Source organism: Sulfitobacter sp. TCYB15 (genome assembly GCF_040435955.1).
Lineage (GTDB): Bacteria > Pseudomonadota > Alphaproteobacteria > Rhodobacterales > Rhodobacteraceae > Sulfitobacter > Sulfitobacter pontiacus.
The window spans coordinates 521,654-538,606 of sequence record NZ_CP159193.1; the positions used below are offsets into that span (position 1 = coordinate 521,654).

A 16,953-nucleotide genomic window follows, 5' to 3' on the forward strand; every position below is an offset into this window, starting at 1 on the left:
TGGGGGGTATATGCACAATATCGAGGAGCGTAGCCTCACCCATCTGCTGGACGGGATGGAGCAAGCGGCCAGCCGCGAGACGGTCACGATCAACGATGTGCTGAACGAATTCGGAGAGCGGTCCCTGCTCCCTTTCATTCTGCTGGCCGCGCTGCTGTTGGTGTCGCCGCTGTCCGGTGTCTTTGGTGTGTCCAGTTTCATGGCGATGGTGATCATCGTGCTGTCGGCGCAGGCGGTCTATGGGCGCAAACGTCTGTGGTTGCCGCAGTTCCTGCTGCGCCGGGAGGTCAAGTCATCGCGGTTGCTGTTCTGCGTGCGGTGGCTGCGCAAGCCCGCGGCGTTTTTTGATCGCCACTCCGGCAAAAGGCTCCAGTTTCTGACGACAGGCCCGATGCGTCTGCTGACGTTGGTGACCTGCGTGATCCTGCCTGTGGGTTGGCCCTTGCTTGAATTCGTGCCCTTCGCGTCGTCCTTCGGGGGCGGAACGGTGGCGCTGTTCGCCTTTGGTCTGTTCACCCGCGACGGGCTTTATGTGCTGCTGGGGTATCTGACGATCCTGCTGACATCGCTGACCTTCTACGCCGTCATTTTCTGATTACCCCAGATAGGCGCGCAGCGCGTCGGGCGGGTTGTCCATCAGCGCTGCGGCAGGCTGCGGCGGATGTGCGGTGCCACCTTCGACAAAGATCACCTGATCCGCGATACGGCGTACGTCCTCGGGGGCGTGGGTGACCATGATCAACGCGGCTTTGGTCTCTGCGGCGAGGGCGGCCACCAGATCCAGCATGTCGTTGCGCAGGGCGGGGCCAAGTGCGGCAAAGGGTTCGTCGAGCAGCACAAGCGGACGGGCTTGTACCAGCACCCGTGCGAGGGCCACACGGCTTTGCTGCCCGCCGGAAAGCTCGGCAGGCTTGCGGGCAGCCATCCCCTGCAGCCCGACGCGATCAAGCGCCTCGTGTACACGGGTTTGTTCCGCAGAGCCGAGCCGCAGGTCGGGGCGCAGCCCCAGCCCCACATTCTGCATCACGCTGAGATGGGGAAAGAGGTTGTTGTCCTGAAAAAGCATTGTCATGGGCCGCACACCGGGGGCGGCTTGGGTGATGTCCTTGCCCTGCCACAGCAGCCTGCCGGACCTGAGCGGAATGAACCCGCAAAGCGCCCCCAGCAGGGTGGATTTCCCCGCACCCGAGGGGCCGATCACCGCATAGGTCTGCGCGGGCGCAAGGGTCAGGTCGGCGTGCAGGGTAAAGCTGCCTTGGGTGATCTGCGCGGTCTCAAGCGTCAGCATGCCAGCGCCCTCCCTTGTCGAATATCCAGAAAATCCCAAGCGACAGCGCCAGCAGGATCAGGGCCGCACCGGCCGCGGCCTCCATCCGGTAGGCCCCCATCAACCGGTACATCTGCAGTGGCAGGGTGGCACTGTCGGGGTCGGCGAACAAGGCAATGACCCCCAGATCCCCCATCGACAGGGCACCGGTCAGCCCCGCGGCAAAGCCGATCTGCGGGCGCAAGCGTGGCAGGATCAGCCAGCGCCAAAGCGGCCATCCGGTCAGTCCCAGCATCTGCGCCTGCCGGCCATAGATCTGCACCGTGTCGCGCAGGCGGGGCACCAGAATACGCAGGGCAAAGGGCAGGGCCATCAGCGCATTGACCAGCGCCGTGACGGGTAGGGCCAGCGCAAAGGGGCTGGCGACAGGGTTGATCAGAATGAACCAGCCAGTGCCGATCATCAGCGGAGAGGCCGCAAGCCCCAAGAGGCCCACGGCCTCTACCCCGCCGCGGGCGCGGGTCGCGATCCATCCGGCAAGGGGCAGGGCCAAGGCCAGCAATACCACCACGCTGATCAGCGCCACGGTGACAGAGGTGCCCGCTGCCTGCCACACGCTGGCGGGCATTTGCGGCAGGCCGATCACCCCGCGCAGCACGACCGAGGTCAGGGGCAGCAGCAGAAACCCCGCCGCCAACGTGATGAACAGCGCGTCGAGCCCGCGTTGCAGCCCGCCACGTGCGTCCCAGCGGTGCAGGGGGCGGTCCTGCCCGCCACCCAGACTGATCGCGGGGATGATCCACAGCGCCAGCGCGGCGGTGCTGCCCGCAAGCCCAAGCTGCACCAGCGACAGCAGCGCTGCACGGTTCAGGTCAAAGTCGAAACGGAACGCCTGATAGATCGCAAGCTCGATCGTCGTGGCGCGGGGGCCGCCGCCGAGGGTCAGCGCTACGGCAAAGCTGGTCAGGCAGATCACAAAGATCAACGCTGCGGTGCCGGGCAGGATTTGCCGCAGGAGGGGAAGCTCGATGCTGCGAAATACCGCGCGCGGGGTCAGGCCAAGCTGTGCGGCCAGCCGGAACCGTTCCGCGGGCACGGTCTGCCATGCCTGCAACAACAGCCGCGTGGCCAGCGGGAGGTTAAAGAAGACATGCGCCAGCACCACGCCGTGTAGCCCGTAGATCGTGATGCCGGGCAATCCGACCGCCGCCAGCGCCGCATTGAGCCAGCCCGCGCGGCCAAAGACCGCAAGCACCCCCAGCACGGCGACAATCACCGGCAGGATGAACGGAGCCCCCAGCAGCGTGACCAGCAGCCCGCGCCCGACAAAGCGCCGTCGCGCCAAGGCGCGGGCGACAGGGATCGCCAGCGCGGTAGACAGCAGGGCGGAAAGCGCGGCCTGTAACACGGTAATCCGGATCGCGGACCAATCGGCCGGGCCAAGCCCGCTGCCGAACTCGGCCCGCCACAGCACGGCGCCCACCGCAGCAAGGATCAGCGCCGCAACCAGAATGGCGGCGCTGATGCCGGTTTTCGTGCTTATTGCGACAGTGCGGAGAGCCATTCGGCCAATGCTTCCTCGCGCAGGGCGGGCACGTCATCGTTCGGGATCAGCAGCGCCTTGCCCGGTTCGATCAACTGCTCAAAGCCTTCGGGCAGCCCGCCTTGGGGCGTGACGGCGGGGTACATCCAGTTGGTCGTGGGCAGCACCGATTGCGCCGCGTCCGATACCATGAACTGCATGAACTGATCGGCCAGCTCGGGCTGGTCGCTGCCCGCCAGTTTACCGACCACTTCGATCTGCATGTAGTGGCCTTCGTCAAAGGCGGCGGCGGCTTTGGTCGCGTCCTCTTCGGCGATCAGGTGGTAGGCGGGGGATGTGGTATAGCTCAGCACCATGTCGGCTTCGCCCTCAAGAAACAGGCCGTAGGCTTCGGACCAGCCCTTGGTCACGGTCACGACATTATCCGCCAGACCTTCCCAGATCGCAGGGGCCTCGTCACCATAAGCGTCCTTGACCCACATCAGCAGGCCCAGACCGGGGGTAGAGGACCGCGGGTCCTGAATCACGATCTTGAGGTCACTGTCGGCCAGAGCGCGGAAATTCGCGGGCGGGGTCAGATCGGCGTTATGGACAAAGGCGAAATAGCCCCAGTCATAGGGGACAAAGCTGTCGTCTTCCCATGTGACCGGCAGGTCATAATCCGCATCAACTGTGGCGGGCGCGAACAACCCTGTTTCCTTGGCCGCCGCGATCAGGCTGGTATCAAGCCCCAGCACCAGATCGGCGTCAGACCGCGCGCCTTCCAGCTTGAGCCGCGCCAGCAGCGCCGCGCCATCGCCCATGCCGACGAATTTCAGATCGCAGGTGCATTCGGCCTCGAAGGCCGCTTCGATCACGGGGCCGGGGCCCCATTCGGCGACAAAGCTGTCGTAGGTATAGACCACCAGTTCGGGTGTGTCGGCCCATGCCTGCGTGGCGAAAAGCGTGGTGGCAGCAAGTGTAAGATACTTCATGGCATCCTCCAAAATGCGGCGTCAGAAAGCGTTGGAGGTGTATCCAGACCTTCCCTCCGCCGGTGTTAACCGGTTCAGGTTCAACGGGTCCGTGCGCGCACATCTCAGCCTGTCAGGCCCCCCGAGGTGTCTTATCGGTAGAACGCCTGTCGCCCGCGCGCAAGGTGAAACCCCTTGAGGCATGGTGCAGCCCCCGTTAAGGATCACCGCCAAAGGAGCACCGCCCATGTCGATCAACAGCTTTGGCCATCTTTTCCGCGTGACCACCTGGGGCGAAAGCCACGGGCCTGCTTTGGGGGCCACGGTGGACGGCTGCCCTCCCGGTGTGACGATCACCGAAGAGATGATCCAGCACTGGATGGACAAGCGCAAACCCGGCCAGAACAAATACACCACGCAGCGCCGCGAGGCGGATGAGGTGCGGATCCTGTCGGGCGTGTTTGAAGGCGTCACCACCGGCACGCCGATCCAGCTGATGATCGAGAACACCGACCAGCGGTCGAAAGACTACGGCGACATCAAGGACAAGTTCCGCCCCGGTCACGCCGACATAACCTATTTCCAGAAATACGGTATCCGCGATTATCGCGGGGGCGGGCGGTCCTCGGCACGTGAAACCGCGTCGCGTGTGGCGGCGGGTGGATTGGCACGTGAAGCGATCAAGGCGATTGCGCCGAATGTGCAGATCACCGGCTACATGGTGCAGATGGGCCCGCACAAGATCGACCGCGATGCCTTCGATTGGGACCAGATCGAACAGAACCCGTTCTGGGTGCCCGACGCCAAAGCGGCAGAAGAGTGGGCGGCGTATCTGGACGGTCTGCGCAAATCCGGATCCTCCGTCGGTGCGATCATCGAGGTGACAGCGCGCGGCGTGCCCGCGGGCCTTGGCGCGCCGGTCTATGGCAAGCTCGACACCGATCTTGCCGCCGCGATGATGAGCATCAACGCCGTCAAAGGCGTGGAGATTGGCGAAGGCATGTCCGCCGCCATGCTGACCGGAGAGCTGAACGCGGACGAGATCAGCATGGGCCCCGACGGCCCTGTCTATTCGTCGAACCACGCGGGCGGTATTCTGGGCGGCATCAGCACCGGTCAGGACATCGTGCTGCGTTTCGCGGTCAAGCCAACGTCAAGCATTCTGACCACACGCAAGACGATTACCAAATCCGGCGAAGATACGCAGATCATTACCAAAGGTCGCCACGATCCCTGCGTCGGCATCCGCGCCGTGCCGGTGGGCGAAGCGATGATGGCCTGCGTCCTGCTTGACCATATGCTGTTGCACCGCGGTCAGGTTGGCGAGAACCGCGGCATCATCGGCTAAGCCGCGCGGAACGCTCGGATTTTTTGCATATTGGCGGGAATACGACGCGCAAGTTGACGCGGGGTCTTGCAACTTGAAACCTGCAGGCGCAAGCATGCGCCATGCAAAGCACCACGACAGAGCACCGCCCCGGCCGGGCCATCGCCCTTAAACTGGGGGCGGTCTTTCTGTTCTCGGTCATGGCGGCCCTTATCAAGATCGCGACGGCCACCGTGCCCGCCGCCCAAGCCGTGTTTTACCGTTCGTTCTTTGCCTTCCCGATGATCATCCTGTGGCTATGGCAAAGCGGCGACCTGCGCGACGGGCTGAAGCCAAGCAATCTGATGGGCCACGTCTGGCGCGGCGTTTTCGGGACCACGGCGATGGCGCTGACCTTTGCCGGGCTTAGCCTGCTGCCCCTGCCAGAGGTCACCGCGATCGGCTATGCCACACCGCTTTTCACGGTAATCTTCGCCGCGATATTCCTGGGCGAACAGGTGCGTGTGTTCCGACTGTCTGCGGTGGCCGTGGGGTTGATCGGCGTGCTAATCGTTCTGTACCCCCGCTTTACCGTAGGCGGGGATAGTGTGTCGCAGCTTGCCATGCTGGGGGCGATGATGGTGGTTGCCGCGTCGATCATGCGCGCGCTTGTCCAGATCCACGTGCGCCGATTGGTGCAAACCGACAGCACGGCGGCCATCGTGTTCTATTTTTCGCTGACCGCGACCTGCCTGTCGTTCCTCACGCTGCCCGCAGGCATGGTGATCAACTGGGAGCCGCTTTGGTGGGTGAACCCCGGTTGGCAAGTCTCGGCACTGTTGATCCTGTCGGGCATGATCGGCGGGGTATCACAGATCATGATCACGGCCTCTTACCGCTTTGGCCCGGTGTCGATGCTCGCCCCGTTCGACTATGCCTCCATGCTGTTCGCGGTGTTGATCGGCTGGGTGCTTTTCAGCGAAATCCCGACGCCTGCTATCCTGATCGGTGCCGGTCTGGTCATCGCCGGCGGTGCGGCGATCATCTGGCGGGAACGGCAGTTGGGGCTGGATCGGTCCAAATCCAAGGCCAGCAGCATGCCACAGGGGACGCCCAGCTGATCGGTTGAAATTACGTGCCCTGATTGAATTTCATGTTAGCCTAACCCTCTGGGGTGTGGAGCAGCGGGTATCCCGTCGGTGCTGCACCCTGTTTTCTGGGAGGGAAGAAAGATGAAATTTACCAAGATTATCGCAACTGCCTTGTCCATCGGTGTCGGGGCATCTGCCGCATGGGCGCAAGACTGTGACCATTCGCATTGGGGCCCTGACGACCAGCTGGGATCGGCGAACCTGATCTCGACCGAGCGCACGTTGCAGGCCGCCAAGCTGATCAAGCAGGGCAAATCGATGCCGCTCGGGATCGTGATCGGGCCGGATACGCCTGCCTTCCCGCCCCGTTCGCTGAGCCTTCAGGTGGTCCAGCCGAACCAGCACGGCGGCCAAAAGCTGTCGTCCTTTGGCTACGAGGGCAATTATAACGACGATCTGCTGCAAACCTGGATCGGTATCGGGTCGCAGTTGGACGGGCTTGGGCATCTGGGCGAAGACGGGATGTATTATAACTGCCTGGACGAAAAGGAAATCTCGGCGATCAGCGGCCTGACCAAGTTGGGAACGCATGCCGTGCCGCCCTTGGTCGGGCGTGCCGTGATCATCGATATGGCCAAGCACATGGGCAAGGATGTGTTGGCCGCCGGAGAGCATTTTGGCGAGGCAGAGATCACCGCCGCGATGGAGGCGCAGCAGATCACGGTAAACGAAGGTGATATCGTGCTGTTTCACACGGGCTGGACCGACGGCATGATGGAAAGCGACCCGACGGCCTGGGGGTCCACCGAACCGGGGCTGAATAACGAAGGCGCGGTGTTTATGGCGTCGATGAACCCGATGGCCGTGGGTGCGGACACATGGGGCCTAGAAGCGATTCCACCGAAAGAGGGGGACAAGGTGTTTTATGGCCATGTCACGCTGCTCAAGGACAACGGCATCTATATTCTGGAGACGATGAACACAGGACCGCTGGTCGCTGAAGGCGTGCAAGAGTTTATGTTCGTGCTCGGGCAGCCGCTGATCAAAGGCACGGTACAGGCGATGATCAATCCGGTCGCGCTTTACTAACACGACGTGCTGCACCGCAGGTGCGGACATGAAAACGGCGCGGGGGGAGAACCCTCGCGCCGTTTGTTTTGATGGGGCAGTTCAGGACCGGACGAGCTTTTCGTAGTCTTCCGAAATCTCGCGGGTGAGCGCGCCGACCTCGAAGGTGTAGTCGCCGATCTGTCCGACGGGTGTGACCTCGGCCGCGGTGCCGGTCAGCCAGCATTGCTCGAAGCCTTCCAGCTCTTCCGGCATGATGTGGCGTTCGTGCACGGTCAGGCCCTTTTCCTTGAGCATCCCGATAACGGTCTGACGGGTCAGCCCGTTCAGGAAGCAATCGGCCAGTGGCGTATGCACTTCGCCGTCCTTGACGAAAAAGATGTTCGCGCCAGTCGCTTCGGCCACATAGCCACGATAATCCATGAACAGCGCGTCGGAACAGCCCTTGGCCTCTGCCGCGTGTTTGGAGGTGGTGCAGATCATATACAGGCCCGCCGCTTTGGCGTGTACGGGGATCGTTTCGGGCGACGGGCGCTTCCACTTCGAGATGTCGAGCTTGGCACCCTTCATCTTGGCATCGCCGTAATAGTTGCCCCATTCCCAGCCCGCGATGGCCAGACGTACAGGGTTGCGCGCCGCCGAGACGCCCATGTCGGGGCCGGCTCCACGCCACGCTACCGCGCGGACATAGGCATCGGTCCAGCCGTTCGCCTTGAGCATCTCGTATTTCGCGGCTTCGATCTCGTCCACGGAATACGGGATTTCGAAGTCGAGGTATTGCGCCGATTTGCGCAGCCGTTCCGAATGCTCGCGGCCTTTGAAAATCTTGCCATTGTAGCAGCGTTCGCCCTCGAACACCGATGACGCATAGTGCATGGCGTGGGTCAGGATGTGGACATTGGCATCGCGCCAATCGACCATTTTACCGTCCAACCAGATTTTGCCGTCGCGATCGTCGTATGCGCCGTCCATGATGTATCCTTCCTCAAAGCACCTCGGGATTTATGAAAATTGCGTGAAACCCGCTGCGTGCAGACATATAATTACGCAAAACATGGGATTCGATAGCCTTTGACTCTTGGAAAGTCAATAACGCTGACGTAAGCTCTTGGCGCAGCAAGGGGAGAGTATAATGGCAGACGGACGCGGCCCATCATCACACACGGGCGAGAACCTGCTGTTCCTGACGGATGAACAGCTGCGGCAGGGGATCGAGGCGATGTTCTTTGCCTACCGCGGTTTTACAGCCGACCCTGACAAGATCCTTGTGGATATGGCCTATGGCCGTGCGCACCACCGTGCGATCCACTTTATCAACCGGGCACCGGGCACGACGGTAAACAACCTTCTGGGGATTTTGGGTGTTACAAAACAATCCCTTAATCGTGTATTGCGCACGCTGATCGCCGATGGTCTTGTCAAAAGCCAAGTGGGAAAAGCAGACAAGCGGGAGCGGCACTTGTATCTGACTGACGCCGGGCGCGCGCTCGAACAGACATTGTCTGATGCACAACGGATGCGGATGCGCAGTGCGTTCCGCGACGCGGGCCCCGAGGCGGTCGCCGGTTTCCGCACCGTGCTAGAGGCGATGATGGACCCCGAAATGCACCATTGTTACACCCGTCTGAAGGAAAACGGCGCGTGAACGAGGCCGACGCACACCTGCTGATCGTCGACGACGACGAACGTATTCGCACGCTGTTGCAGAAGTTCCTGATGCGGCACGGGTTCCTTGTGACCTCGGCCCGCGATGCCGCCCATGCGCGGCGTATTCTGGCGGGGCTGGATTTTGATCTGATCGTGCTGGATGTGATGATGCCGGGCGAGGATGGTCTAAGCCTGACCCGCAGCCTGCGCGAAGACATGCAAACGCCGATCCTGCTGCTGACCGCCAAGGGCGAGACGGACAACCGGATCGAAGGGCTGGAAGCGGGGGCGGATGATTACCTTGCCAAACCGTTTGAACCCAAAGAGCTGCTGTTGCGGATCAACGCGATCCTGCGGCGTATGCCCGACACCCGCGTGGCTGATACCGCGCCCAAGGTGCTGTCGATGGGGCCGATCCGCTATGACATCGAACGCGGAGAGCTGTGGCAGGGCGACGATCTGGTGCGGCTGACCGCCACCGAAATCCAGCTGATGCGCATTTTTGCGGCCCAACCCGGCGCCGCGCTGAGCCGGTCAAAACTGGTGGAGGAACTGGGCCGTGACCGCGGGCAGGCGCAGGAACGTGCTGTCGATGTGCAGATCACCCGATTGCGCCGCAAGATCGAAGACAATCCCAAACAGCCCCGCTATCTGCAAACCGTGCGCGGCGCGGGCTATATGCTGGCCCCCGACTGATCACGCGCTGCCTTGGCGGTAAATGTGGTATCGTGGCGTAAGAGAATTTGCGCCCAAGAAATCGGCACGGTCACTGGAAGCTATGGCGCGGGCGGGCTATGGTCAGGCCAAGTTTGATTGATGGGATTCACGGCAATGACGGATACTCCGGTAGAAGAGATGAGCTTTGAGGCAGCGATGGCCGAACTGGAAAAGGTTCTGGGCCAGCTGGAACGGGGCGATGTGGCGCTGGATGAAAGCATTTCGCTTTACGAACGCGGGGCCAAGCTCAAGAAACGCTGCGAGACCAAGCTGAAGGAAGCCGAAGAGAAAGTCGCGCAGATCACGCTGGATGGCGACGGCAACCCTGTCGGAGTGGCTCCCGTTGGCGGGGTTTGACATCTCGCTTGAGACAGAGCTGACGCGCAAACCGTTTCATGCGGCCATGCCTCATGCTGCGGATCTGGCGATTGGCCAGATCCTGCACGGGCTTGGCGGGTTGGACGGCACCGTGGCCGAGGCGATGCGCTATGCCGTGACAGGCGGCAAGGGCCTGCGGGCTTTTCTAGTGATCGAAAGCGCGCGGTTGCACGGGGTGATGGACGCGCAGGCCGCCCCCGCCGCCGGCGCGATCGAGGCGCTGCACGCCTATTCGCTGGTGCATGATGACATGCCTTGCATGGATGATGACGCCCTGCGTCGGGGTCAACCCACGGTACATGTGAAATGGGACGAGGCGACGGCGGTTCTGGCGGGCGATGCGCTGCAGACATTGGCGTTTGAACTGGTCGCGGCAACGGGCTGCGGCGACGCTGAACGGGTTGCGCTGGTCACGGGGCTGGCGCGGGCTGCCGGTGTGCGCGGCATGGTGGGCGGGCAGGCGATGGACATCGCCGCCGAAACCGCGCGCCAACCGCTGACCCTGGACCAGATCACAACGCTTCAGGCCGGCAAGACCGGTGCGCTGATCGAATGGGCCGCGACGGCGGGGCCGGTGATGGCGGGCGATGATCCCGCCGCGCTGCGCAGCTATGCGCGCAACCTCGGGCTGGCGTTCCAGATTGCGGATGACATTCTTGACGTCGAAGGCGATGCCGCCACGGTGGGCAAGGCCGTGGGCAAGGATGCCGATGCGGGCAAGGCGACCTTTGTGTCGCTGCTGGGGCTGGACCCCGCCCGCGCCCGCGCCCGTGATCTTGTCGATGCTGCCTGTGATGCCCTGTCCCCCTACGGCAGTGACGCCGAAACCTTGCGAGACGCGGCCCGCTTCGTTATTGCCCGCAAAAGCTGATCCGGTGGAGAGCCAGATGACCGATAGACCAGATACCCCCCTTTTGGACCGGGTGAACCGCCCTGCCGATCTGAAGAATTTCTCGGATGCAGAGCTGGTGAAACTGTCCCATGAACTGCGGGCAGAGACGATTTCTGCCGTATCAGAGACGGGCGGCCATCTGGGCGCAGGCCTGGGCGTGGTTGAACTGACGGTCGCGATCCATTCGGTGTTTGATACGCCGAAGGACAAGCTGATCTGGGACGTCAGCCACCAGTGCTACCCGCATAAGATCCTGACCGAACGCCGCGACCGTATCCGCACCCTGCGTATGAAAGATGGGTTGAGCGGATTTACCAAACGCAGTGAATCCCCCTACGACCCCTTTGGTGCTGCGCATTCATCGACCTCTATCAGCGCGGCTTTGGGCTTTTCGGTGGCGCGTGATCTGGGCGGCAATGTCCCCGAAGGTCTGGGCGATGCGATTGCGGTGATCGGCGATGGGTCGATGTCGGCGGGCATGGCCTATGAGGCGATGAACAACGCGGGTCATCTGAAAAAACGGATGTTCGTCATCCTGAACGACAACGAGATGTCGATCGCGCCGCCGGTGGGGGCGATGTCGACCTACCTTAGCCGTCTTTATGCCGAAGAGCCGTTTCAGGATTTCAAAGCCGCGGCCAAGGGCGCTGTCAGCATGTTGCCCGGCCCGTTCCGCGAAGGGGCCAAGCGCGCCAAGGATATGCTCAAGGGCATGGCCGTAGGTGGTACGTTGTTCGAACAGCTTGGGTTTTCCTATCTCGGGCCGATTGACGGGCATGACCTGAACCAGTTGTTGCCGGTCTTGCGCACGGTCAAGGCGCGGGCGACGGGGCCGGTGCTGATCCATGTGATCACCAAAAAGGGCAAGGGCTATGGCCCCGCCGAAGCCGCCCGTGACAAGGGCCACGCGACCGCCAAGTTCAATGTGCTGACGGGCGAGCAGAAGAAAGCGCCGTCAAACGCGCCCAGCTATACCCGCGTCTTTGCGGACAGCCTGATCGCCGAGGCCGCAAAAGACGACAAGATCTGCGCCGTGACAGCCGCGATGCCGGATGGGACAGGGCTGAACCTTTTCGCCGAACGCTACCCCAGCCGGTGCTTTGACGTGGGCATCGCGGAACAGCACGGTGTGACATTCTCTGCCGGATTGGCGGCGGGCGGGATGAAGCCGTTCTGCACGATGTATTCGACCTTCCTGCAGCGCGGTTATGATCAGGTGGTGCATGACGTGGCGATCCAGCGCTTGCCGGTGCGCTTCGCGATTGATCGCGCGGGGTTGGTCGGGGCGGATGGGGCCACTCATGCCGGCGCCTTTGACGTGGCGTTTTTGGCGAACCTGCCCGATTTCGTCGTGATGGCTGCCGCGGATGAAGCAGAGCTGGTGCATATGGTGGCCACGGCGGCGGCCTATGACGACGGGCCGATTGCCTTCCGCTTCCCGCGGGGTGAAGGCGCGGGCGTGACCATGCCCGAACGCGGCGAACCGCTGGAGATCGGCAAGGGGCGCATCATCGCCGAGGGCAAGCGCGTGGCGCTGCTGTCCTTTGGCACGCGCCTGTCAGAGGTGGAAAAAGCCGCCGAGGCGCTTCGGGCCAAGGGGATCACGCCGACCATTGCCGACGCTCGCTTTGCCAAGCCACTGGACCGCGAGATGATCCTGTCGCTGGCCGCCGATCACGAGGCGCTGATCACCATCGAAGAGGGTGCAGTCGGCGGTTTTGGCAGCCATGTGGCACAGCTTCTGGCGGATGAGGGCGTGTTCGACGCGGGGCTGAAATACCGGTCTATGGTGCTGCCCGATATCTTTATCGATCAGGCGAGCCCTGCGGATATGTATGCGGTCGCGGGGATGAACGCCGAACATATCGAGGCCAAAGTGCTGGATGTGTTGGGCATCGCCAGCATCGGGGCGCAGCGGGCCTGACGCACAGGCCCGCGCGGTAAACCCGTCTTACGCGTCAAGCAGTTGACGCGCCGCGACGATGCCAAGCGCTGCCGAAGCGGCCTCGCGGCCCTTTTCGACGAAATGCGCGCGGTAGATCGCATTGTGGTGGTCGGTTTCCTGATAATGGTGCGGCGTCAGCGACACCGAGAGGACAGGCACGCCCGTATCAAGGCCTACGCGCATCAACCCGTCAACCACGGCTGTCGCCACGAAATCATGCCGGTAGATGCCGCCATCGACCACGAAGGCCGCGCAGATCACCGCATCGTATTTGCCGGATTTGGCGAGGGTCTGCGCCATCAGCGGCATTTCGAACGCGCCGGGGACATCGACAACATCGATCTGGCTTGCGGGGATGGTTTCGGAAAACCCATCATAGGCACGATCAACGATATCGGCGTGCCAGCGTGCTTTTACAAAGGCGTAGCGGGTGTGTGTCATAGTGATCTCCTTTTTTACGTCAGCGACACAAGTCACCCAAGGCGATCACGATTGCGGACGGCCCCAAGGGGCCGCAACAAACGCATTCTCTTTCATCCGGACTATGACCGTCGGCTCTGGCATCTCACCAGATCTGCTGACCCGGCGCATCCCGAAGGGATGTCGCCAGCGCTCGCGGGCTCGTGGCACTGGGGCCACATACCGCCGGTGGGGAATTGCGCCCCGCCCTGAGAATAGGGATACGTTGCCAAGGCAGGGGCGCGTCTGCAATACCAAAAGCGCGTTTGCAGTTTGGACCCTACGTTATGCACCCGAATCCCGTTTACCACGACGCCGACACCGCCAAGAACATCGCCTTTGCCCGCGACCGCAGCTTTGGCGTGCTTGCAGCCAATGGCAGCGACGGCCCTTTGATCAGCCATGTGCCGTTTTTGCTGAACGAAGCAGGGGATCAGGCGGATCTGCATCTGGTCCGGTCAAACCCGATCGCGCGGGCGCTCAAATCCGCGCTGCCGGTCAAGCTCGCCATCAGCGGGGGCGATAGCTATGTCTCGCCCGACTGGTACGACATCGACGATCAGGTGCCGACGTGGAACTATGTGGCGGTGCATCTGACCGGCATGCTAGAGCTGCGCCCGCAAGAAGAGCTGCTGGACCTGCTGGATCGCCAGTCTGCCTGGTTCGAAGACCGCCTGCTGCCCAAGCCGCCGTGGACCACCGCCAAGATGAACCCCGTGACCCTGCAGAAAATGATGCGCATGATCGTGCCCTGCCGGATGCGGATCACCGGCGTCGACGGGACGTGGAAGCTGAGCCAGAATAAACCCGATGCGGTGCGACTGGCCGCTGCCGACGGGGTAGAGGCGCACGGCTTTGGCGCGGGAACAGGCAGTTTGGCCGACCAGATGCGCGCGGCAAATGGCGCCTGATCAACAAGCGATTGCACCGCGCGCGGATGACGGTGATAGTTCGCCCAAACCCCGAGGAGGAGACACCCGTGAAACTATCCTATTCCCCGACATCACCCTATGTCCGCAAGGTTATGGTATTGCTGCACGAAACCGGCCAGATCGAAGATGTGACGCTTGAAAATATCTCGACCACGCCGCTGGCGCCTGATGCCGCGCTGCTGCCGAACAACCCGCTGGCCAAAGTACCGGCACTGGTGCGCGACGAGGGGCCCGCGCTGTATGATAGCCGTGTAATCTGCGCCTATCTGGATGACCGCGCGGGCGGCAAGCTTTATCCCACGGGCAGCCGCCGCTGGGACACGCTGACGCTTGAGGCAACGGCGGATGGTATGCTGGATGCGGCGCTATCGATGGTCTACGAGGGCCGGATGCGCCCCGAAGGCAAGCAGATGCCGGAATGGGTCGAGGGTCAGTGGTCCAAGATCGAACGGGCCTGCGCGGCGCTGAATACACGCTGGATCAGTCAGCTTTCCGGTCCGCTGGATATGGGGCAGATCGCCGTCGGCTGTGCTTTGGGATACCTTGATTTCCGGCATGACGCGCGTAATTGGCGCAAGGGAAACGACGCCTTGGCCGATTGGGCGCGCCGCTTTGATTCGCGTGCATCCATGCAGGCCACTGCCCCTCCGGCAGGATAAAAGCGCAAAAAATCCGGTCTGCACCCTTGAAGGAATGCAACACTGCGACGGTTTGCGCGACAAAGGTATCTGGACGTGCGCGACGCAGCCCGCTAGTAACCAAAAGAATTGTGGGAGGTGCGTCAGCGCCGCCCCTTGATTTAATGGCCGTCAGGCCCTCGATTTGGAGTTAACCCGTGTCCCAAGCAGAAGATCACGCAGGCACCCGGAGGGATTTCCTCTATTACGCCACAGCTGGTACAGGTGCGGTCGCCGTCGGCGCGGCAGTCTGGCCATTGGTCAATCAGTTGAACCCATCCGCAGATGTGAAGGCGCTGTCGTCCATCCGCGTCGATGTGTCCGCTGTTGAGCCAGGTACACAGCTCACGGTCAAATGGTTGGGTAAGCCGGTGTTCATCCGCCGCCGTACCGAAGAAGAAATCGCCAAGGCACGTGATGTTGAAATGTCCGAGCTGCCCGATCCGGGTGCCGAGAACGCCAACATCGCAGCCGGTGCCCCCGCGACGGATGAAAACCGCGCCATGGCCGGTAAAGAAGACTGGCTGGTGATGATGGGCGTCTGTACCCACCTGGGCTGCGTGCCTTTGGGCGACGCAGGTGACTTTGGCGGCTGGTTCTGCCCCTGCCACGGGTCGCACTATGACACTGCGGGCCGTATCCGCAAAGGGCCAGCACCGCGCAACCTGCCGGTGCCAATCGCAGAATTCGTGGATGAAACCACGATCAAACTAGGTTAAGGGAGAACGGGAATGGCTGGAATTCCTCACGACCATTACGAGCCGAAATCTAACGGAGAGAAGTGGCTGCACACCCGTCTTCCCGTTGTTGGGCTGCTGTACGACACACTGATGATCCCGACACCGAAGAACCTGAACTGGATGTGGATCTGGGGCATTGTTCTGACGTTCTGTCTGGCACTGCAAATCGTGACCGGCATCGTGCTGGCGATGCACTACACACCCCATGTCGATGTCGCGTTCTCGAGCGTTGAACACATCATGCGGAACGTGAACGGCGGCTACATGCTGCGCTATCTGCACATGAATGGCGCGTCCCTGTTCTTTGTTGCGGTCTACGCGCACATCTTCCGCGGCCTGTACTACGGGTCGTATAAAGCGCCACGTGAAATCACGTGGATCGTCGGCATGCTGATCTACCTTCTGATGATGGCAACCGGCTTTATGGGCTATGTTCTGCCTTGGGGTCAGATGTCCTTCTGGGGCGCTACGGTTATCACCGGTCTGTTCGGTGCGATCCCGTTCATCGGGGAAAGCCTGCAAACGCTTCTGCTGGGCGGGCCTGCGGTCGATAACGCCACGCTGAACCGTTTCTTCAGCTTGCACTATCTGCTGCCCTTCGTGATTGCCGGTCTGGTGATCGTGCACATCTGGGCGTTCCACACCACCGGGAACAACAACCCCACTGGGGTCGAGGTCCGTCGCACAAGCAAGGAAGACGCAGAGAAAGACACGCTGCCCTTCTGGCCCTACTTCGTGATGAAAGACCTGTTCGCGCTGGCCGTGATCCTGGTTGTTTTCTTTGCGATCGTGGGTTTCATGCCGAACTATCTGGGCCACCCCGATAACTATATCGAGGCGAACCCGCTTTCGACGCCTGCACACATCGTGCCTGAATGGTACTTCCTGCCGTTCTACGCGATCCTGCGTGCCTTTACTGCCGAAGTCTGGGTTGTTCAGATTGCGTCTTTCGTGACCGGTGGCATCATCGACGCCAAGTTCTTTGGTGTTCTGGCGATGTTCGGTGCGATTGCGGTGATGGCGCTGGTGCCTTGGCTGGACACATCCTCGGTGCGTTCGGGCCGCTATCGTCCCATGTTCAAGTGGTGGTTCGCGCTGCTGGTGATCGACTTCTTCGCGCTGATGTGGCTGGGTGCCATGCCTGCGGAAGAGCCCTATGCCAGCTTCTCGCTGATCGCGTCGGCCTATTGGTTCGCATACTTCCTGGTGATCCTGCCGCTTCTGGGTGTGATCGAGAAACCAGCGCCGCAGCCTGAAACCATCGAAGCCGACTTTGACGCGCATTACGCGCCAAAAACCGGCGGCACCAAGACGCTGGTCAAGCCAGCAGAGTAAGGA

Annotated in this window: 18 protein-coding genes and 2 riboswitches; of the genes, 13 read left to right on the forward strand and 5 right to left on the reverse strand. The window is 62.0% G+C overall.

The window, feature by feature from the left end; all coding sequences use genetic code 11:
- Positions 1–10 precede the first annotated feature (10 nt).
- Complete coding sequence (locus ABM428_RS02420; RefSeq protein ID WP_005850947.1) at positions 11–595, forward strand: exopolysaccharide biosynthesis protein; 585 nt, start codon at positions 11–13, stop codon at positions 593–595.
- Here the strand turns inward: ABM428_RS02420 and ABM428_RS02425 are convergent, their stop codons facing one another.
- From ABM428_RS02425 to thiB, 3 genes are read right to left on the reverse strand one after another with little or no spacing between them, the layout of a single operon-like run.
- Positions 596–1,288: an ATP-binding cassette domain-containing protein gene (locus ABM428_RS02425; protein ID WP_353628126.1), complete on the reverse strand. Its 693-nt coding sequence runs from the start codon at positions 1,286–1,288 to the stop codon at positions 596–598.
- The gene (locus ABM428_RS02430; RefSeq protein WP_353628127.1) at positions 1,275–2,831 is read right to left on the reverse strand and encodes a thiamine/thiamine pyrophosphate ABC transporter permease ThiP; all 1,557 of its coding nucleotides are present in this window, start codon (positions 2,829–2,831) and stop codon (positions 1,275–1,277) included. The genes ABM428_RS02425 and ABM428_RS02430 overlap by 14 nt, the downstream gene beginning before the upstream one ends.
- A complete protein-coding gene (gene thiB, locus ABM428_RS02435) occupies positions 2,807–3,784 on the reverse strand; it encodes a thiamine ABC transporter substrate binding subunit (protein WP_353628128.1) in 978 nt (325 codons plus the stop codon). Before thiB ends, ABM428_RS02430 begins: the two co-directional genes overlap by 25 nt.
- A 34-nt stretch (positions 3,785–3,818) precedes the next feature.
- Positions 3,819–3,918, reverse strand: a riboswitch (TPP riboswitch).
- Positions 3,919–4,010: 92 nt separating this feature from the next.
- Here thiB and aroC point away from each other — a divergent pair.
- From aroC to ABM428_RS02450, 3 genes are all read left to right on the forward strand, one after another.
- Entirely contained in the window at positions 4,011–5,111 is a 1,101-nt protein-coding gene (aroC, locus tag ABM428_RS02440; RefSeq protein WP_132997436.1) for a chorismate synthase, read from the forward strand.
- A 101-nt stretch (positions 5,112–5,212) separates the two neighbouring features.
- Positions 5,213–6,190 carry a DMT family transporter gene (locus ABM428_RS02445; RefSeq protein WP_132997437.1) on the forward strand — a complete coding sequence of 326 codons (978 nt, stop codon included), beginning with the start codon at positions 5,213–5,215 and terminating at the stop codon, positions 6,188–6,190.
- A gap of 111 nt (positions 6,191–6,301) precedes the next feature.
- The gene (locus ABM428_RS02450) at positions 6,302–7,249 is read left to right on the forward strand and encodes a cyclase family protein (protein ID WP_132997438.1); all 948 of its coding nucleotides are present in this window, start codon (positions 6,302–6,304) and stop codon (positions 7,247–7,249) included.
- 81 nt (positions 7,250–7,330) lie between these two features.
- Here the strand turns inward: ABM428_RS02450 and ABM428_RS02455 are convergent, their stop codons facing one another.
- Positions 7,331–8,200, reverse strand: a complete 870-nt coding sequence (locus ABM428_RS02455) for a branched-chain amino acid aminotransferase (RefSeq protein ID WP_005850954.1) — start codon at positions 8,198–8,200, stop codon at positions 7,331–7,333.
- Positions 8,201–8,360: 160 nt separating this feature from the next.
- Between ABM428_RS02455 and ABM428_RS02460 the strand changes: the two genes are divergently transcribed.
- The 5 genes from ABM428_RS02460 (at position 8,361) to dxs (ending at position 12,786) form a co-directional block, all read left to right on the forward strand.
- Positions 8,361–8,873 (forward strand): MarR family winged helix-turn-helix transcriptional regulator, encoded by a 513-nt coding sequence (locus tag ABM428_RS02460; protein WP_005850955.1) that lies wholly within the window; start codon positions 8,361–8,363, stop codon positions 8,871–8,873.
- A complete protein-coding gene (locus ABM428_RS02465) occupies positions 8,870–9,571 on the forward strand; it encodes a response regulator (RefSeq protein WP_132997439.1) in 702 nt (233 codons plus the stop codon). Before ABM428_RS02460 ends, ABM428_RS02465 begins: the two co-directional genes overlap by 4 nt.
- A 135-nt stretch (positions 9,572–9,706) precedes the next feature.
- The gene (locus ABM428_RS02470; protein WP_005850957.1) at positions 9,707–9,949 is read left to right on the forward strand and encodes an exodeoxyribonuclease VII small subunit; all 243 of its coding nucleotides are present in this window, start codon (positions 9,707–9,709) and stop codon (positions 9,947–9,949) included.
- Positions 9,903–10,841, forward strand: coding sequence for a polyprenyl synthetase family protein (locus ABM428_RS02475; protein ID WP_132997440.1), 939 nt, complete (start codon positions 9,903–9,905; stop codon positions 10,839–10,841). Before ABM428_RS02470 ends, ABM428_RS02475 begins: the two co-directional genes overlap by 47 nt.
- 16 nt (positions 10,842–10,857) lie before the next feature.
- A complete protein-coding gene (gene dxs / locus ABM428_RS02480) occupies positions 10,858–12,786 on the forward strand; it encodes a 1-deoxy-D-xylulose-5-phosphate synthase (protein WP_009825808.1) in 1,929 nt (642 codons plus the stop codon).
- Between the two features lie 27 nt (positions 12,787–12,813).
- Here dxs and ABM428_RS02485 read toward each other — a convergent pair whose 3' ends face one another.
- Positions 12,814–13,248: a 6,7-dimethyl-8-ribityllumazine synthase gene (locus ABM428_RS02485; RefSeq protein ID WP_005850960.1), complete on the reverse strand. Its 435-nt coding sequence runs from the start codon at positions 13,246–13,248 to the stop codon at positions 12,814–12,816.
- A gap of 80 nt (positions 13,249–13,328) precedes the next feature.
- Positions 13,329–13,487, reverse strand: a riboswitch (FMN riboswitch).
- A 66-nt stretch (positions 13,488–13,553) separates the two neighbouring features.
- On the opposite strand from ABM428_RS02485, the gene ABM428_RS02490 reads away from it, so the two are divergent.
- From ABM428_RS02490 to petB, 4 genes are all read left to right on the forward strand, one after another.
- Complete coding sequence (locus ABM428_RS02490; protein ID WP_353628129.1) at positions 13,554–14,177, forward strand: FMN-binding negative transcriptional regulator; 624 nt, start codon at positions 13,554–13,556, stop codon at positions 14,175–14,177.
- Positions 14,178–14,245: 68 nt separating this feature from the next.
- Positions 14,246–14,857, forward strand: coding sequence for a glutathione S-transferase (locus ABM428_RS02495; RefSeq protein WP_037944875.1), 612 nt, complete (start codon positions 14,246–14,248; stop codon positions 14,855–14,857).
- A gap of 176 nt (positions 14,858–15,033) precedes the next feature.
- Positions 15,034–15,594, forward strand: a complete 561-nt coding sequence (petA, locus tag ABM428_RS02500) for a ubiquinol-cytochrome c reductase iron-sulfur subunit (protein ID WP_037942947.1) — start codon at positions 15,034–15,036, stop codon at positions 15,592–15,594.
- 12 nt (positions 15,595–15,606) lie between these two features.
- Complete coding sequence (petB, locus tag ABM428_RS02505; RefSeq protein WP_005850964.1) at positions 15,607–16,950, forward strand: cytochrome b; 1,344 nt, start codon at positions 15,607–15,609, stop codon at positions 16,948–16,950.
- Positions 16,951–16,953 lie beyond the last annotated feature (3 nt).

What these genes read in the sequence shown, in the direction of transcription:
- dxs (WP_009825808.1), top strand. Translation starts at nt 10,858, where the DNA reads ATGACCGATAGACCAGATACCCCCCTTTTGGACCGGGTGAACCGCCCT.
- aroC (WP_132997436.1), top strand. Translation starts at nt 4,011, where the DNA reads ATGTCGATCAACAGCTTTGGCCATCTTTTCCGCGTGACCACCTGGGGC.
- ABM428_RS02455 (WP_005850954.1), bottom strand. Translation starts at nt 8,200, where the DNA reads ATGGACGGCGCATACGACGATCGCGACGGCAAAATCTGGTTGGACGGT.
- petB (WP_005850964.1), top strand. Translation starts at nt 15,607, where the DNA reads ATGGCTGGAATTCCTCACGACCATTACGAGCCGAAATCTAACGGAGAG.
- ABM428_RS02475 (WP_132997440.1), top strand. Translation starts at nt 9,903, where the DNA reads ATGGCGACGGCAACCCTGTCGGAGTGGCTCCCGTTGGCGGGGTTTGAC.
- ABM428_RS02430 (WP_353628127.1), bottom strand. Translation starts at nt 2,831, where the DNA reads ATGGCTCTCCGCACTGTCGCAATAAGCACGAAAACCGGCATCAGCGCC.
- ABM428_RS02445 (WP_132997437.1), top strand. Translation starts at nt 5,213, where the DNA reads ATGCAAAGCACCACGACAGAGCACCGCCCCGGCCGGGCCATCGCCCTT.
- ABM428_RS02450 (WP_132997438.1), top strand. Translation starts at nt 6,302, where the DNA reads ATGAAATTTACCAAGATTATCGCAACTGCCTTGTCCATCGGTGTCGGG.
- ABM428_RS02490 (WP_353628129.1), top strand. Translation starts at nt 13,554, where the DNA reads ATGCACCCGAATCCCGTTTACCACGACGCCGACACCGCCAAGAACATC.
- thiB (WP_353628128.1), bottom strand. Translation starts at nt 3,784, where the DNA reads ATGAAGTATCTTACACTTGCTGCCACCACGCTTTTCGCCACGCAGGCA.
- ABM428_RS02470 (WP_005850957.1), top strand. Translation starts at nt 9,707, where the DNA reads ATGACGGATACTCCGGTAGAAGAGATGAGCTTTGAGGCAGCGATGGCC.
- ABM428_RS02485 (WP_005850960.1), bottom strand. Translation starts at nt 13,248, where the DNA reads ATGACACACACCCGCTACGCCTTTGTAAAAGCACGCTGGCACGCCGAT.
- ABM428_RS02420 (WP_005850947.1), top strand. Translation starts at nt 11, where the DNA reads ATGCACAATATCGAGGAGCGTAGCCTCACCCATCTGCTGGACGGGATG.
- ABM428_RS02460 (WP_005850955.1), top strand. Translation starts at nt 8,361, where the DNA reads ATGGCAGACGGACGCGGCCCATCATCACACACGGGCGAGAACCTGCTG.
- ABM428_RS02425 (WP_353628126.1), bottom strand. Translation starts at nt 1,288, where the DNA reads ATGCTGACGCTTGAGACCGCGCAGATCACCCAAGGCAGCTTTACCCTG.